This window comes from Enterobacter cloacae complex sp. P13B, assembly GCF_014895915.1.
GTDB classification, from domain to species: domain Bacteria; phylum Pseudomonadota; class Gammaproteobacteria; order Enterobacterales; family Enterobacteriaceae; genus Enterobacter; species Enterobacter bugandensis.
Genome location: NZ_JADBQN010000010.1, coordinates 234,818 through 249,901, shown reverse-complemented (window position 1 = coordinate 249,901; position 15,084 = coordinate 234,818). Strand labels below are relative to the sequence as shown.

The 15,084-nt window shown below is 53.6% G+C and carries 20 protein-coding genes; 10 read left to right on the top strand and 10 right to left on the bottom strand.

Annotated elements, in window-relative coordinates; translation table 11 throughout:
• Window positions 1-34: 34 nt before the first annotated feature.
• Together IM273_RS06635 and rluE are read right to left on the bottom strand one after the other, a co-directional pair.
• Window positions 35-508, bottom strand: coding sequence for an NUDIX hydrolase (locus IM273_RS06635; RefSeq protein ID WP_028012752.1), 474 nt, complete (start codon window positions 506-508; stop codon window positions 35-37).
• A 9-nt stretch (window positions 509-517) separates the two neighbouring features.
• Window positions 518-1,171, bottom strand: coding sequence for a 23S rRNA pseudouridine(2457) synthase RluE (gene rluE / locus IM273_RS06630; RefSeq protein WP_193050248.1), 654 nt, complete (start codon window positions 1,169-1,171; stop codon window positions 518-520).
• A gap of 117 nt (window positions 1,172-1,288) precedes the next feature.
• Between rluE and icd the strand changes: the two genes are divergently transcribed.
• The 3 genes from icd (at window position 1,289) to IM273_RS06615 (ending at window position 3,279) form a co-directional block, all read left to right on the top strand.
• Window positions 1,289-2,539, top strand: coding sequence for an NADP-dependent isocitrate dehydrogenase (icd, locus tag IM273_RS06625; protein WP_003857898.1), 1,251 nt, complete (start codon window positions 1,289-1,291; stop codon window positions 2,537-2,539).
• A 77-nt stretch (window positions 2,540-2,616) separates the two neighbouring features.
• Window positions 2,617-2,964, top strand: a complete 348-nt coding sequence (locus IM273_RS06620; protein ID WP_028012754.1) for a DUF1304 domain-containing protein — start codon at window positions 2,617-2,619, stop codon at window positions 2,962-2,964.
• 69 nt (window positions 2,965-3,033) lie between these two features.
• A complete protein-coding gene (locus tag IM273_RS06615; protein ID WP_028012755.1) occupies window positions 3,034-3,279 on the top strand; it encodes a DUF2543 family protein in 246 nt (81 codons plus the stop codon).
• 1 nt (window position 3,280) lies between these two features.
• On the opposite strand, the gene IM273_RS06610 is transcribed toward IM273_RS06615, so the two are convergent.
• Entirely contained in the window at window positions 3,281-4,780 is a 1,500-nt protein-coding gene (locus tag IM273_RS06610; protein WP_193050246.1) for an EAL domain-containing protein, read from the bottom strand.
• A gap of 172 nt (window positions 4,781-4,952) precedes the next feature.
• On the opposite strand from IM273_RS06610, the gene IM273_RS06605 reads away from it, so the two are divergent.
• Window positions 4,953-6,437, top strand: a complete 1,485-nt coding sequence (locus IM273_RS06605; RefSeq protein ID WP_234106055.1) for a sensor domain-containing diguanylate cyclase — start codon at window positions 4,953-4,955, stop codon at window positions 6,435-6,437.
• A 278-nt stretch (window positions 6,438-6,715) separates the two neighbouring features.
• Window positions 6,716-6,964 (top strand): GlsB/YeaQ/YmgE family stress response membrane protein, encoded by a 249-nt coding sequence (locus IM273_RS06600; protein WP_028012758.1) that lies wholly within the window; start codon window positions 6,716-6,718, stop codon window positions 6,962-6,964.
• A gap of 126 nt (window positions 6,965-7,090) precedes the next feature.
• Here the strand turns inward: IM273_RS06600 and IM273_RS06595 are convergent, their stop codons facing one another.
• Window positions 7,091-7,189, bottom strand: coding sequence for a YoaK family small membrane protein (locus IM273_RS06595; RefSeq protein WP_014883431.1), 99 nt, complete (start codon window positions 7,187-7,189; stop codon window positions 7,091-7,093).
• 45 nt (window positions 7,190-7,234) lie between these two features.
• Entirely contained in the window at window positions 7,235-8,254 is a 1,020-nt protein-coding gene (locus tag IM273_RS06590; RefSeq protein WP_028012759.1) for a sensor domain-containing diguanylate cyclase, read from the bottom strand.
• Window positions 8,255-8,562: 308 nt separating this feature from the next.
• On the opposite strand from IM273_RS06590, the gene IM273_RS06585 reads away from it, so the two are divergent.
• Window positions 8,563-8,817 carry a DUF333 domain-containing protein gene (locus IM273_RS06585; RefSeq protein WP_045261615.1) on the top strand — a complete coding sequence of 85 codons (255 nt, stop codon included), beginning with the start codon at window positions 8,563-8,565 and terminating at the stop codon, window positions 8,815-8,817.
• Window positions 8,818-8,897: 80 nt separating this feature from the next.
• Entirely contained in the window at window positions 8,898-9,203 is a 306-nt protein-coding gene (locus IM273_RS06580; protein WP_045630116.1) for a periplasmic protein, read from the top strand.
• Here the strand turns inward: IM273_RS06580 and IM273_RS06575 are convergent, their stop codons facing one another.
• Window positions 9,204-9,548 carry a DUF488 domain-containing protein gene (locus IM273_RS06575; RefSeq protein WP_193050244.1) on the bottom strand — a complete coding sequence of 115 codons (345 nt, stop codon included), beginning with the start codon at window positions 9,546-9,548 and terminating at the stop codon, window positions 9,204-9,206.
• A 101-nt stretch (window positions 9,549-9,649) separates the two neighbouring features.
• Here IM273_RS06575 and IM273_RS06570 point away from each other — a divergent pair, with 101 nt between their 5' ends.
• Window positions 9,650-10,357, top strand: coding sequence for a CTP synthase (locus tag IM273_RS06570; RefSeq protein ID WP_028012763.1), 708 nt, complete (start codon window positions 9,650-9,652; stop codon window positions 10,355-10,357).
• 31 nt (window positions 10,358-10,388) lie between these two features.
• Here IM273_RS06570 and IM273_RS06565 read toward each other — a convergent pair whose 3' ends face one another.
• Window positions 10,389-11,576, bottom strand: coding sequence for a CynX/NimT family MFS transporter (locus IM273_RS06565; RefSeq protein ID WP_193050242.1), 1,188 nt, complete (start codon window positions 11,574-11,576; stop codon window positions 10,389-10,391).
• Window positions 11,577-11,675: 99 nt separating this feature from the next.
• Here IM273_RS06565 and IM273_RS06560 point away from each other — a divergent pair, with 99 nt between their 5' ends.
• Window positions 11,676-12,467, top strand: coding sequence for a helix-turn-helix transcriptional regulator (locus tag IM273_RS06560; RefSeq protein ID WP_041910482.1), 792 nt, complete (start codon window positions 11,676-11,678; stop codon window positions 12,465-12,467).
• Here the strand turns inward: IM273_RS06560 and IM273_RS06555 are convergent.
• Window positions 12,451-12,897, bottom strand: coding sequence for a DUF441 domain-containing protein (locus IM273_RS06555; protein WP_008500737.1), 447 nt, complete (start codon window positions 12,895-12,897; stop codon window positions 12,451-12,453). The genes IM273_RS06560 and IM273_RS06555 overlap by 17 nt on opposite strands.
• Window positions 12,898-13,041: 144 nt before the next feature.
• On the opposite strand from IM273_RS06555, the gene yoaI reads away from it, so the two are divergent.
• Complete coding sequence (gene yoaI, locus IM273_RS06550; protein WP_193050240.1) at window positions 13,042-13,146, top strand: small membrane protein YoaI; 105 nt, start codon at window positions 13,042-13,044, stop codon at window positions 13,144-13,146.
• A 5-nt stretch (window positions 13,147-13,151) separates the two neighbouring features.
• Here yoaI and IM273_RS06545 read toward each other — a convergent pair whose 3' ends face one another.
• Together IM273_RS06545 and IM273_RS06540 are read right to left on the bottom strand one after the other, a co-directional pair.
• Window positions 13,152-13,658 carry a YbaK/prolyl-tRNA synthetase associated domain-containing protein gene (locus tag IM273_RS06545; RefSeq protein WP_028012766.1) on the bottom strand — a complete coding sequence of 169 codons (507 nt, stop codon included), beginning with the start codon at window positions 13,656-13,658 and terminating at the stop codon, window positions 13,152-13,154.
• A 99-nt stretch (window positions 13,659-13,757) separates the two neighbouring features.
• Window positions 13,758-15,041: a YeaH/YhbH family protein gene (locus IM273_RS06540; protein ID WP_028012767.1), complete on the bottom strand. Its 1,284-nt coding sequence runs from the start codon at window positions 15,039-15,041 to the stop codon at window positions 13,758-13,760.
• Window positions 15,042-15,084 lie beyond the last annotated feature (43 nt).

Here is a 15,084-nt window from a genome sequence, read left to right as displayed (position 1 = left end):
CTCACGACATTGAACTTCAAGGCGGCGTATTCTATCACGCCCCCCCACCGTTGACACCCTCTGTAAACGGCCAGTTAAATTCTCCGATGACACCCAGCGGCAGGCGTGCGCCTGACTGCCAGCAGCGGATGCTTTCCGCAACCAGCGGCGAGCGCAGGTTTGGCGCGTTCAGGATCTCCTCGGCGGTGACCCACAGGCAGCGATCGATATCGTCATCATGCGGTTCTGTGGCGCACGTTTCGCTAAGCTCAACGGCGAATAAAAAGCGCAGGAATGGGGTGCTGTCGGGCGCAATCCACTGGTGCATGCGAATGAAGTGCTGGGGCTCAGCGCGAATGCCGGTCTCTTCCCAGAGCTCGCGCTTCGCGGCCTGCAGCAACGTTTCATTGGCTTCAAGATGCCCGGCAGGCTGATTCCACAGCGCCCTGCCGTTGATGCTCTCTTCCACAACGAGGAATTTTCCCTGCGCGTGCACCACGCAGGCGACCGTAACATGAGGTTTAAACATCGTTTCTCCTTAAGGGGCAGCGTCGCACCATTCGCCGTTTGCCAGCGTATCCAGCGTGTAGCTGCCCATAGCGTAGCGAATCAGACGTAGGGTAGGGAAGCCGACGTGCGCGGTCATTCGTCTCACCTGGCGGTTGCGGCCTTCATACAGGGTGATTTTGAGCCAGCTTGTCGGGATGGATTTGCGCTCGCGAATGGGCGGGTTACGCGGCCACAGCCACTCCGGCTCATTCACGCGTTCAATACCGGCGGGCAGGGTGGGACCGTCGTTCAGCGTCACCCCGCTGCGCAGTTTCGCCAGCGTCTCTTCGTCCGGCTCGCCTTCAACCTGCACAAAGTAAATTTTGCCGGTGCGTTTGCCCGGTTGTGTAAGCTTTGCCTGTAGGGCGCCGTCGTTGGTTAGGACCAAAAGTCCTTCGCTGTCCCGGTCCAGGCGACCGGCGGCGTAGACGCCCTGAACAGGGATGTAATCCTTGAGCGTGCTGCGTCCGGCCTCATCGGTAAACTGCGGCAAAACATCGTAGGGTTTATTGAACAGAATAACCCGCTTTGGCTGGGTTTCTTGCGGTCGTCTGGCGGCTTGTCGTGAGCTGAATCGCTCAACCCGGTGTTTTGTAAAAGAAGTTTTCTTCATGGTATTTTCAGGCGTTATCAATTGCCGCATTATAGCCTAATAACGAAGACCTTTCATGGCGCAGGACAATCAGGTACTATCGAAGGGCTCATTACAATTTATTAACATAAGATCAGTAACAACCAGAAGCGCTCGAAGGAGAGGTTAATGGAAAGCAAAGTAGTTGTTCCGGCGGAAGGTAAAAAGATCACCCTGCAAAACGGCAAGATTAACGTTCCTCACAATCCGATTATTCCGTTCATCGAAGGCGACGGTATCGGTGTAGACGTTACCCCGGCAATGCTGAAAGTGGTTGATGCCGCTGTTGAGAAAGCCTACAAAGGCGAGCGTAAAATTTCCTGGATGGAAATTTACACCGGTGAGAAATCGACGCAAGTTTATGGCCAGGACGTCTGGCTGCCAGCGGAAACGCTGGACCTGATCCGCGACTACCGCGTTGCTATTAAAGGCCCACTGACCACTCCGGTCGGCGGCGGCATCCGTTCCCTGAACGTGGCGCTGCGTCAGGAGCTGGACCTGTACGTGTGTCTGCGTCCGGTTCGTTACTATCAGGGCACCCCAAGCCCGGTTAAGCACCCTGAACTGACCGACATGGTTATCTTCCGCGAAAACTCAGAAGACATCTACGCGGGTATCGAGTGGAAAGCGGACTCTGCTGATGCAGAAAAAGTGATTAAATTCCTGCGCGAAGAGATGGGCGTGAAGAAAATTCGCTTCCCTGAGCACTGCGGTATCGGCATTAAGCCGTGCTCTGAAGAAGGGACCAAGCGCCTGGTGCGTGCGGCCATCGAATACGCGATCACCAACGACCGTGATTCTGTGACCCTGGTTCACAAGGGCAACATCATGAAGTTCACCGAAGGCGCGTTCAAAGACTGGGGCTACCAGCTGGCGACCGAAGAGTTCGGCGGTGAGCTGATCGACGGCGGCCCGTGGCAGAAGATCAAGAACCCGAACACCGGCAAAGAGATCATCATTAAAGATGTGATCGCCGATGCGTTCCTGCAGCAGATCCTGCTGCGTCCTGCTGAATACGATGTGATCGCCTGTATGAACCTGAACGGTGACTACATCTCTGACGCCCTGGCGGCACAGGTTGGCGGTATCGGTATCGCCCCTGGCGCGAACATCGGCGACGAGTGCGCCCTGTTCGAAGCAACCCACGGCACTGCACCAAAATACGCAGGCCAGGACAAAGTGAACCCAGGCTCTATCATCCTCTCCGCAGAGATGATGCTGCGCCATATGGAATGGTTCGAAGCCGCAGACCTGATCGTCAAAGGTATGGAAGGCGCGATCAACGCGAAAACCGTAACTTACGATTTCGAACGTCTGATGGAAGGCGCTAAGCTGCTGAAATGCTCAGAGTTTGGCGACGCGATTATCGCGAACATGTAATCCAGATTCTGGGTTAAACAAGAGCGGGGGCCTGAGGGTTCCCGTTTTTTTTGCTTCTGCCTGCGGGAAATAACACGATGCTCGCTACTGTTCTTATCGCTGTCGTTGCATTCATCCATATCTACATTCTTGTGCTGGAAATGTTCCTGTGGAACACCAGAACAGGGCACAAGGCCTTTAATCTGCGTCCCGATTTTGCGCGCGACACCCGCGTGCTGGCCGCGAATCAGGGGCTGTATAATGGTTTTCTGGCTGCGGGTCTGCTCTGGAGCCTCTGGCTTGGTGAAAAGGGTATATCTGTGGCCATCTTCTTCCTGACCTGCGTGTTGATTGCCGGACTCTTTGGCGCAGCGACCGCCAGCCGAAAGATACTGTACGTTCAGGCCATACCTGCTCTTGCAGCCCTGCTTGCCCTGCTTATCTGACGCAACGCGTTGGTTAACCGTACGTCGTCGGATATACTTGTGGCTTCACCCTCAGAGATTAACGCTGTTATGAATAACGAAATCCCACTGAAGTATTATGACATCGTCGAAGAGTACGCGACGGAAGCCACAAAGCCCGTGAGTGAGTCAGAGCAGGACTCGCTGGCGCATTATTTCCAGCTGCTTCTCACGCGTTTGTCGAATAATGAGGAGATCGATGAGGAAGCTCAGCAGGAGATGGCGCGTGAAGCCGGGGTTCGTGCCGAACGTATTGATGATATTGCGAACTTTCTCAATCAGTGGGGAAACGAGTAACCTACCGCGCGATCCCAGCGAGTCGCTTCGCAAGCTCGCTTCGGGTGACGGATTTTGAGAAATACCATCCCTGAATCAGCGCCTCGGGGTATCTTTCAGCAATAAAGCGATACTGTATTTCGCTCTCTACGCCTTCGAAAACAAGCGTTTTATTCAGTTTTGCGAGGGCGTCGCTAAAGATGACAAAAATGTTCTGCTTGTAATGTTCACTGATGCCATCGACCAGCGACTTGTCGATTTTGATCTCATCATATTCAAGCAGCGAAAGCCTTGCCAGGTTTGAGTTTTGCACCCCGAAGTCATCAATGGATATTCTCACGCCAAGGTTTTTTAAATCCTTGCAGAAATCTTCCAGAATATTCCCCGTTGAAATGGCTTTTTCAGAAAGCTCGATTTTGATCAGAGAGAGCGGAATGTTATTAGCTAAACAGCTAAGGCGCAAAATGCTGATAAACTGTCCGTCTTCAATTTCCGTTCGGCCAACATTGAGCGAAACAACCAGATGATATTTAATAATAAGTGGCGCGATATCCGAAAGGGATTTTTGGAGAATATTAATATAGTAATTTTTATACAGACCAATTTTTTTGATTAATGGAATAAACAGTTCCGGGGAGACGTCACCGTATCTTGCATCACGCCATCTCGACAAGACCTCCACGCCTACAATTTTTTTATCCTCAATCCGAACAATGGGCTGGTAATGAACGCCGATGGTATTAGTGATAACAGCTTTGACCAGCGTCCGCTCCAGGGAGAACCGGTCCTCGTTGAGTCGAAAGAAAAAGAGCGTTATCGCAATCCAGATAAAACATAAAATGACCGCGAGAACGATAAATACAACGGGAGATAACGAGGCCAGTCCCGCGTTGTGATGCTTCACAATGACGCACAAATCCCATGTGGTGCTGCACCGGGTGAGGGTCAGGGTAAACAAGGAGGAATTCAGTTCGCTCTGTTGGTTTAATTCAGGCGTAGCCGAAAAAAACGTTCTGCTTAAGTCCCTGGTGGTGGTGCTCAGAGAATAGCTCTCCGTAACCGGGGTGAATTTATCGTAAGCATAGCGGGAGGTGAAGATAATGTGATTATTATAGATGGCCGCATTGCCGGTAAAAAAATCCTTTCTCGAAAATTGCGCGAGGAGAAATCCTCTGGGCGTTTCATGGAGCTCTTCAGGAAGCGGGACAGGATTAACGAGTTTACCCCAAAAAGCGGTACAGACTATTTTTCCCTTTTCAATAAAACCGACGTCAGCGACATAGCGGCTTTCGAGCTTGACCTGCCGGTAGCGATCGAGGCTGTCTCTGTCGCATCCCTGTGTGGTCAGGTTTTTGAGCGTCTGCGCCATGCTCTGGGTCAGACTTTCTGAATGCTGTAAAAGGGTTCGGGAAATCTCAAGCTGTTTGCTTTTCTGCTGGCTCCCGATAACTGCATTAACCGCAAAAAGAGACAGGAAGACCAGAAACGCTGAAACGATAGTAACGGCAATGATCTTTTTCATTTTCCAGATACCCTGTCCGCTCCCTCATCTCTCAAATCTTATCACAGGCAGTGCAAGCTACAAGCCTGATAATAACGGCAGCCGTTATGCTTAAGTGCAATTTGTTTTCCTCTTAACCTGAGCTTTGTTACAGTGACAAGAGTTGTCAGCCAGGGATGCCAGGCGTGATAAGGTGGAAAAGCTCGTGCATGTGAAAAATACTTTTTACACAACAACCATTACCGTCATCATTGTCTCATTGATTGTTTCATTGTCGCTTGCCGTCCAGATTGCCACGTCCCGACAGCAGTCAATTCAGCAAATCAATACCAGCGTTGCCAACCTGAGCCATACCCTTAACGTCTACACGGAAGGGATCATTCGCCAAAGTGAAATGTTGATTACCACCGTTTCCGACACAATCGAAATTTATGGTATGACCCCCCAACAGGCGATCAATATTCAGCGAATGATAAGCAATCAGGATAATCTTCTTACTCAGATTAATAATGTGGTTGTCTATGATGCGCATGGGGATATCTTCACTGCATTGCACAAAAATTTTGCGGGCCCCCATAATGGCACGGACAGGGCATTTTTTGTCTATCACAAGGAAAATAAAAGTCAGCAGATTTATATTGGTGAGCCGGTGATAAGCAGAACCAATGGTAAATGGGTTATTACTCTTAGCCGACGCCTTGAAACCCACACCGGTGCATTTAACGGTGTTGTGGTGGTGACGCTGGGTATCGAAAATTTTCTGGCACTTTATGGACAGATTAATATTGGTCACGCGGGCGTTATTGGTTTAACGACGCAAGCAGGCGTTTTACTGATTCGTTATCCCTTTAAAAATAACTATATCGGTACGATTTTTTCTGACTCACCTCTCTTCAGAAAATACCTCAAGGTACAAAATACAGGGATAGCCAGCTCTGTCTCCAGGTTTGATAAAATCGAACGCATTTATGCCTATGAGAAAAACAGGCGCTACGGACTGGTTACGACGGTAGCGGTAAGCATTGATGAAGCCCTTTCACCGTGGCGCAAGCAGGCGATTCAGCTTGCCGCACTTATTTTGGTGTTTACCGCGACGCTCATCGTGGCGTCCTGTTTCCTCTATTCCGACTTATCCAGAAAAGCACGGGATAACAAAGCGCTAAAGATTATTGCCTCAGAGGATGCGCTGACAGGGCTTTATAACAGGCGCATCTTTGATGAAAAAATCCTCTCGGAAATTGCGGCGTGTGCGGCAAAGGACGCGCCGGTTTCGCTGCTCCTTGTGGATGTGGACTACTTCAAAAAGTACAACGATAACTACGGTCATCCGGAAGGGGACAGATGCCTGGCGTTGCTGGGAAACTGCCTCAGGGAAAGTCTCACCCGCGACAACCAGATTGTGGCGCGCTATGGCGGGGAGGAGTTTGCGCTGATTTTGCCTGAAACGGATATCCAGGAGGCGCTCCGCCTTGCGCAGACGATTATTCGCTATGTTTTCTCTCAGCAAATTGAACACGCATTTAGCCCCTTCGGGCGGGTCACGGTAAGCGTAGGGGTCTCCAGTGCGCGTGCTGTCAATATCGCGGGTAGCCAGCAGAATATTATTAATGCTGCCGACCAGGCGCTCTATCAGGCAAAACGCGGCGGGCGCAACCGGCACGCTTTCGTTGGGGCTTGATCAAAAAAAAGCCCACTCATGAGTGGGCAAGAAATACTGGAAGCAATGTGAGCAATGTCGTACTGAATACCTGAGTGTTTTTCTCAACTATTCAGTGTTGAGAAAGATAATCTTTCTCAATAAAAGATGCAACCCCACAGTTCTTGTGGAAGGGCATGTTGATGAAGAAATGCGCAGACTCTCTCTGTGAGGCTTATCACAAATTTCCTTTCTCAGATCCTGTGCTATCCTTTTTGTGTCGTTGATTTAATGACAAAAACCATACAGAGAGGAAAGTTATGGGAATTTTATCCTGGATTATCTTTGGGCTTATTGCGGGTATTCTGGCGAAGTGGATCATGCCGGGCAAAGATGGCGGTGGGTTTATCGTCACCATAATACTGGGTATTGTCGGCGCGGTAGTCGGCGGTTGGATCAGTACGCTGTTCGGTTTTGGTAAAGTCGATGGCTTTAACTTCGGCAGTTTCGCGGTCGCGGTGATCGGCGCGCTGGTTGTGCTGTTTATCTACAGAAAGATCAAAAGCTAATACTGAAGCGTTAAAAAGGCTGCCATATGGCGGCCTTTTTACGTAACGGGTTTACCACCAGCCAAACTGCGTGCCGGCAAACGCCACGACGGCAACGATCAACATAATGAGGGTGGTTTTTCTCATTTATGCCCCCGGAGCAGCGTAACCACCGACAAAAAACCACGCCAGAAATACCACCGCCGTTATAAAAATAACGACCGGGAAGAGGATCCCTATTCTCATATCATCACCTGTTTCGGTTTTTATAACGCCGTAGAGTGTACGGGGTTAATCCATCGCGAGAAAGCCTGTTTTGCTTTTTCCTTTCTTATCCTGATACATGGCGATATCTGCGGCACGTAACGCACTGTCCGGATCGGTTACGCCGGGATCCACTTCGATAACGCCGAGGCTGGCGCCAGGATAAATGATGCTGATGCTACCCAGCCAGTATTCCCCCGCAATTCGGGCGCTGAGGCGCGTTCTGAGAAGGTGGATTTGCTCCTCATTCTCGACGTTGCTCAGAGTGGCCACCAGAAACTCATCGCCGCCCAGCCGGCCGATGATATCGTCCTGCTGTTTTTCTGCGGTCAAACGCTTGCCCACTTCAATCAGGAACTGGTCGCCTGCTTCATGCCCGTATCGATCGTTAATCAGTTTAAAATCATCCAGATCGATAAAGGCAATGATGGCGTTACGTTTCAGATGCCGCGCCAGCGAAAACAGGGTGGTCAGATCCTCAAAAATGGCGCGACGGTTGGGTAACCCTGTAAGAGCATCTGTGTAGGAGTGGGCGATAAGCGCCGCGTTGGCTTCACGGAGCTGGGTCACCAGAGACTCTTTCTGAATGTACTGACTAATCAACCCGGCGAAAAGTTTTAATATCTGTTCACCGCGTTCGCTGAGCGGTTTCTTTGCCGTACTGGTGGCGCAGAGCGTACCGTAAAGTGAGCCATCGGCAAGATGCACTGGGATGCTCATATATGTGGTGATGCCGAGCGCTTTAGCCGCTTCGCATTCTGGCCAACGCTCGGGCACATCGTTACTGAATAATGTGTCGCTATCCAGCGCGCGCTTACACAGCGTTTCATCCCATGGCACGCTTAACCCTTCCGGGATAGTCATCTGCTTGCTGTTTCGGGCATAGAGGATATGCTGCAGCCGGGCTGTTATATCCACCTTCGTCAGATACGTCGACTCCATGTCGGTGACGATTTCCAGCATCTCCAGCAGCTGACGAACGAGGCTTTCAAGGGATTGCTCGGTGGCAAGGGTTTCTGAAACGCGAGCGAGGATAAGATCCGACATGACGTAGAATGACTCCCAGGCAGAAGACGTCTGCATCTGCATGTTATGCTGAATTTTTAGGCTTCCGGCATAGTAAAACATGAATATAGAAAATTTAATATATGCAGAGGTAGGCAGCAGGCGGGAAAAAAAGCCCCGTTGTTGAGAACGGGGCAAAGACATCTTGATTACGGAATGATGTTCTCTGGTCAAAGTGAGAACATGCCAGACTGTAGCGTTGAAAAGTGCAGTTAGAATGGAGAAATCATGGAGAAAGCGGCGACAAGCCGTTACCCTTAGCCAATGATGATGTCAAAAGGATCAACAAGATGAGATTTCTGCTACTGGCGCTGGCGCTTCCCCTGGTTGCCTGCACCGCAAAAACAACCCCACCCGACGCCCCGAAACCGCCGCACGCCGTGGGCATGGCGAACCCGGCTTCCGTTTACTGTCTGGAAAAGGGCGGGGAACAGGTCCCGATTCAAAGTCCGCAGGGGGTCCGCACCGAGTGCAAGCTGCCCGGTGGCGAAGTGATCGACGAATGGACGCTCTATCGTCGCGATCATCCGCAACCTGCCAGGTGACAGAGGGACAGTAGCTGCGATACACTTCTCTTTAGGATTATTCTTAGCCAGTTTCTGGCTACCGTTACCGCGAGAGAAGTATGTTTCAGCTTAAACCGGGCAGCGTGGCGATGATCGTCGGTGCCCGCACGGCGTCAGGCCGTCGCAATATTGGTAAATCTGTGGAGCTATTTGGTCTCTGCCAACCCGGCCAGCGTTTCGTTAACCCGGTCAACGGCGTGATGACGCAGTTACCCGCAAGCGCGGACCGCGCGCTCTGGCTGGTGACGGGAGACGTCTACGCCTTTGACAATCAGCACGGCTTTGCGTTTGTTCGCGCCGAACACCTGATGCCGCTCACCCCGGACGAAGCTCCGCAAATTCAGGATGAGCTGACGGTCAGCTGATCACAGATGGCGCAGCCAGTCGGCTAAGACCAGAGCGTGATTCTGCTTCGTGTCCTTCGCGCCGTAGAGCAGGGTTACGGTCTGCTTTTTCGCCAGCGCCGCCAGACGCTCTCCTTCGTCCTTATGCTGCGCCAGCTCTTCCTTGTAGGCTTTAGCAAAGGCCGCGAAATCAATCGCTTCGCTATGAAAGTCCTTGCGTAACGCGCTGGACGGTGTGAGCGTTTTACACCATTCGTCATACGCGAGGTCCGTTTTTTTCACCCCGCGGGGCCAGAGCCTGTCCACCAGAACCCGATAGCCATCGTCCGGGCTCGCCTGTTCATAGACGCGTTTGCACTGAATCATAATTCCACCCTCCCAATTTAAGGTATTGTGATAATTGCAGAAGATCGGTAGTCTGAGGTTCCTTATGTTATCTGATAATACTCTGGCATAAGGAACCTTTCATGGAACACCTCCCGGTTAAAACGACGCTGCGCATTGCGCTGGTTGGCGATTACAATCCTGATGTTATTGCACACAAGGCGATCCCGCTGGCCATTGACGACGCCGCCGCGGTCCTTGACCTCACCGCCGATTACGACTGGCTTGCCACCACGGAATTAACCAGTTCTGAGGATCTGGTGGGCTACGATGCCATCTGGCTGGTTCCCGCAAGCCCCTATAAAAATACCGAGGCGGCCTTTATTGCCGCACGCTACGCGCGTGAAAACAGCATTCCGTTCCTGGGCACCTGCGGTGGGTTCCAGCATGCGTTAATTGAGTATGCCCGTAACGTGCTGGGCTGGAGCGACGCGGCACATGCTGAGACGGATACCGAAGGCACGATGGTGATTGCGCCGCTGACCTGCTCGCTGGTGGAGAAAACCGATGCCATTGAGCTGCGCAATAATACGTTGATCGCGAAGGCCTACGGAAAGCCGGAAATCGTAGAGGGTTATCACTGTAACTATGGCGTATCGGCGGCGTTTGCTCAGGAACTGGAGAGCGGTGATATGCGCGTGACGGGCTGGGACGAGCAGGGGGAAATTCGCGCTGCGGAGCTGGTGACCCATCCGTTCTTTGTGATCACCTTATTCCAGCACGAGCGTGCTGCGCTGGAAGGGCGTCCGGTGGTGCTGGTGCAGGCAATGCTGCGCGCGGCGCGCGGGTAAAAAAGGCAGACCCGATGGTCTGCCACCGTGTTTATCGGGGCGCGATTTCCCGGTCGCGCCCGGCAAGTACGCCGCAGATGGCCATGACGACAGCGGCCAGCGCGCAGGCGAGAAGTGGGATCCGCCAGTCTCCAGCCGAATCGTGAATTTTACCCATCAGCGGCGGACCGCAGGCGGCGAGCAGATAACCAATAGACTGTGCCATACCGGACAACGCTGCCGCCTGGTGTGCGGAGCTGGCGCGCAGGCCGATGAACGTCAGGCCGAGGATCATCGTTGCCCCGGTACCAAAGCCAAACACCAGCGTCCACATCACCGCCATCTCAGGCATAAACCACAAACCCGCCGCGCTAACCGCGCACATCAGCCCAACCGCTCCGGCGATGGTTCGCTGATCCTTCAGGCGCTGGAGGACGAGCGGAACGGCAAGCCCCGGCACGGCCGTGGCAAGCTGTAAAAGGCCGTGCACCGAGCCGGCCTGCGCTTCGCTGAAGCCGTGGCTGAGTAATATGGCCGGCAGCCAGCCGATGATGACGTAATAAATCAGCGAGTTAATCCCCAGAAAGAGCGTCACCTGCCAGGCGAGTGCCGAGCGCCAGATCGCGCGGTTATGCAGCGCGCCTGCGCCCGTTACCGTTGCGACGTGTTTCTGACGCCACTGCGGCAGCCAGAGCAGCAGTGCGACCAGCGGAAACGCCATCAGCATCAGCAGCGCGCCATGCCAGCCCGCATCACCCTGCGCCAGGGGAACAATCAGCGCCGAGCCTAACGCGGCAGAGATACCCATCGTCAGGGAATAGGCGCCGGTGAGTTTTGCCACCTGACCCGGAAAGTCACGCTTAATTAAGCCGGGCAGCAGCACATTCCCCAGCGCGATCCCGCAACCAATCACCGCCGTTCCGATGAAAAGCAGGGTAGCGGAAGGCAGGGAGCGAACCGCAATCCCGATGCAAATCAGCATCAGGGCGATAAACAGGCTGCGCTCCATGCCGATACGCCGGGCCACGCCTGCGGCGAGCGGGGAGACAAGAGCAAAGGCCAGCAGGGGCAGGGTGGTCAGCAGACCGGTTCGCGCCGTGCTTAAGCCATAATCAAGGCGAATGGTATCGAGCAGCGGCGCTGCGCCGGTAAAGGTGACGCGAAGCGTGGTGGCAATCATCAGGATGCCTGCAATCAACAGCGCGCCCTGTTTTCCTGAGGTGCGAAGAGCAGTAGTCATTGTGTTCTCATACGTTCAAGCGAGCGCACACAATACCGATTTTCTCAGCGGTTGAAATCAGGCTAAAATGACAGTTTATCGCTAATATCGGACAACCTGATGATTGGTCTGGGACTGGACGGCTACGATCCTGATAGCCAGCACGATGCGGCAGTCGCGTTTCGCATCCGTGTGGTGACGGAAGAACAATATATTCCGCAGCATCAACACCGTAAGGGGCAGCTGATTCTGGCCCTTGGCGGCGCGATCACCTGCGAAGTGGAAAATGCGATGCTGATGGTACCGCCCCAGTATGCCGTCTGGATCCCAGGCCAAATGCCGCACAGCAACAGGGCCACGCCGGGGGCGCAGCTCTGCTTTTTGTTTATTGAGCCTGGTGCCGCCAGCCTGCCCGACCGCTGCTGCACCCTGAAAATCTCTCCTCTGGTGCGGGAGCTGATTTTATCCCTGGCGGAGAAATCACGTGAACAGCTGCATCTTGCGGCCACATCGCGTCTGGTGGACGTCCTGTTTGACGAGTTGCCGCTCCAGCGCCAGGAGCATCTGCAGCTACCTGTCTCTCCCCATCCTAAAATCCGGCTGATGAGCGAGAAGATGGCGGAAGAGCCCGCCGCCTGGCAGACGCTGGCACAGTGGGCGAGCCATTTCGCGATGAGTGAACGCAACCTGGCGCGGCTGGTGGTCAAAGAGACCGGTTTAAGCTTTCGCCGCTGGCGTCACCAGCTTCAGCTGATCGTGGCGTTACAGCATTTGATTAGCGGGAAATCGGTGCAGCAGGTGGCACAGTCTCTGGGCTATGACTCAACCACAGCGTTTATCACCATGTTCAAAAAGGGGCTGGGCCAGACGCCGGCGCGTTACATGGCCAGCCTGACTATGACTTCCCGATAAACAGGGACACCAGCCCTGCCGCAATCAGCGGGCCTACCGGCACGCCGCGGAAGAGCGCCACGCCGAGTACAGTGCCCACCAGCAGGCCCGCCACCAGCGAGGGCTGGCTGCTCATCAGCGTAACGCCGCGTCCGCCCAGCCACGAAACAAAAATCCCCACCGCGATCGCCACCAGTGATTTCCAGTTCACAAACGAGTGCAGCAGCGTTGAGGCGGGAAGGGTGCCGCTGGCGATGGGAGCCATCACCCCGATGGTTAAAATGATGATCCCGATGGTGAGGCCTTGTTTTTCTATCCACGGGAAAAAGGTATTTAACGGAGTCACGCGCACAATAATCAGCACCAGAATCGAGATGGCGACGGTGGTGTTATGGCTGATAAAGCCGAGCGCGGCGAGCGCCAGAAGAATGAGCAGAGTCGGGTCAAACATGGGTGATCCTTGCCAGAATAATTATCCTGCTTACTGTACGCGCAAACGCGGCGGAGGACAGCGTTTAAAAGATTTTATCGCTGTCATTACCCTGTCATTTACGCGGATTAAAACGAAGGCAGGTATCGCAAAGGGATCGCCCTCATGAACGATCACATGTTTGTTGAAACGCTCATTATCTCCTCATCGTTTTTCGCTATTGTCGTGATTCTCGTCGCCTCCGTGCTGTTTCTGGAAAGAAGAGGCTAGCGCCGTCACGACGACGCCTTATGGAAGTTTACAAGCTCAGGACGGGCGATGCGCAGGTAATCCTGGGTGTCCATGATCACGGATTTCTCCAGTAAACCGGCGTTAAAGGCAATTTCGTCGAAACGCTCGAACAGCAGCGGGTCGGCCACCAGCGCCAAATCAGGATGGAAGCTAAAAGGCGGGATCGCGCCAAAAACGCAGGCGGTAAGGGTATCGACCTCGGCCGGGCTGGCGAGGGAGGCTTTAAGCCCGCCAAAATGGCTGGCAAGCTGGCTCAGATCGGCCTGCAGGTCGGCGGCCAGAATCGCCAGTACGTGTTTTTTAACGCCGTTGCCCTTCACCTTGCAGACCAGGGCTTTTGCCCCCTGGCGCAGATCGGTCCCGCGAATTTCACTCACCGCTTCGCATTTCCCCACCGCCTCGTGCTCCATGACGCGAAAACGCGCGCCCTGCTCGGTGAGTAAGGTAATCAGCTGATGGTGGGTACTTGTCCCCATAACGTCGTCAGTCATCATAATTTTCCCGGTGATAATCCAGTATGCAGCTTGCTACATTAGCACGGGATAAACGGGGTCGAAAGAAAACAGCCAGCGGATTCGCTGGCTGTTGGGTTATGCGTTGCTGGTAGCAGATTGCTTGTGGAACAGCTCCCTGAACACAGGATAAATATCATCCTGATCGCGGATATGCTGCATGGCAAAGTTATCGAACATGGACTGCAGATGTTCATATTCCCGCCACAGGGTCTGGTGGGCGCGACGGGTAATTTCGATATAGCTGTAGTAACGCACCACCGGCAGAATTTTCTTCGCCAGGATCTCGTGACACAGCGGTGAGTCGTCGGCCCAGTTGTCGCCATCCGACGCCTGCGCGGCATAAATGTTCCACTGCGCCGGGTCGTAACGCTCTTTCACTACTTCATCCATCAGCTTCAGGGCGCTTGATACGATGGTCCCCCCCGTCTCCTGGGAGTAGAAGAACTCATGTTCATCCACCTCTTTGGCCTGAGTGTGATGGCGGATATAGACCACTTCCACGTTCTTATAGGTTCTGCTCAGGAACAGGTAGAGCAGGATATAGAAACGCTTCGCCATATCCTTGGTGGCCTGGTCCATCGAGCCGGAGACGTCCATCAGACAGAACATGACCGCCTGGCTGGAGGGTTCAGGACGTTTTTCGTAGTTCTTGTAGCGCAGGTCGAAGGTATCGATAAACGGCACGCGGTCGATCTTCGCTCTTAGCTCGGCAATCTCTTTACGCAGGCGCTCCTCTTCCAGCAGCTGCGCCGGCTCCGTGTTTTCCACGACCTTCAGGCTGCTCTCCAGCTCGCGCAGTTCGCGACGTTTGCCTGCCGTCATGGCCGTGCGACGCGCCAGAGAATTCTGCAACGAACGCACAACGCTGATATTGGCGGGCACGCCGTTAGCGGTATAGCCCGCGCGATGGGTTTTATACTCGTTAAGCTGACGATGCTGATTCTTTTTCAGATTCGGCAGCGCAAGGTCCTCAAACAGCAGGTCGAGATATTCATCTTTCGAAATCTGGAAAACGAACTCATCCTGGCCTTCACCGTCCTGGCTGGCCTGCCCCTGACCGCTTCCTGAACCACCGCCGCCGCCCTGAGGGCGCTCAATCCTGTCGTTCTGAACGAAGTGGTCGTTACCTGGATGAACGCGATGGCGCAGGCCGCCGCGCCCCTGATGAAACATCGGTTCGCTGATGTCATCGGTAGGGATGGAGACAGACTCGCCGCTGTCGACGTCGGTCACCGAGCGTTTGTTGATGGCCTCGGAGATCGACTGTTTAATTTGCGCTTTATAACGGCGCAAGAAGCGCTGGCGGTTCACCGTGCTCTTGTTTTTGCCGTTAAGACGCCGGTCAATAAACCAGGTCATATACCCCCCGTACTGCATTTGCCAACTTGCGTTTTTGTTGGCC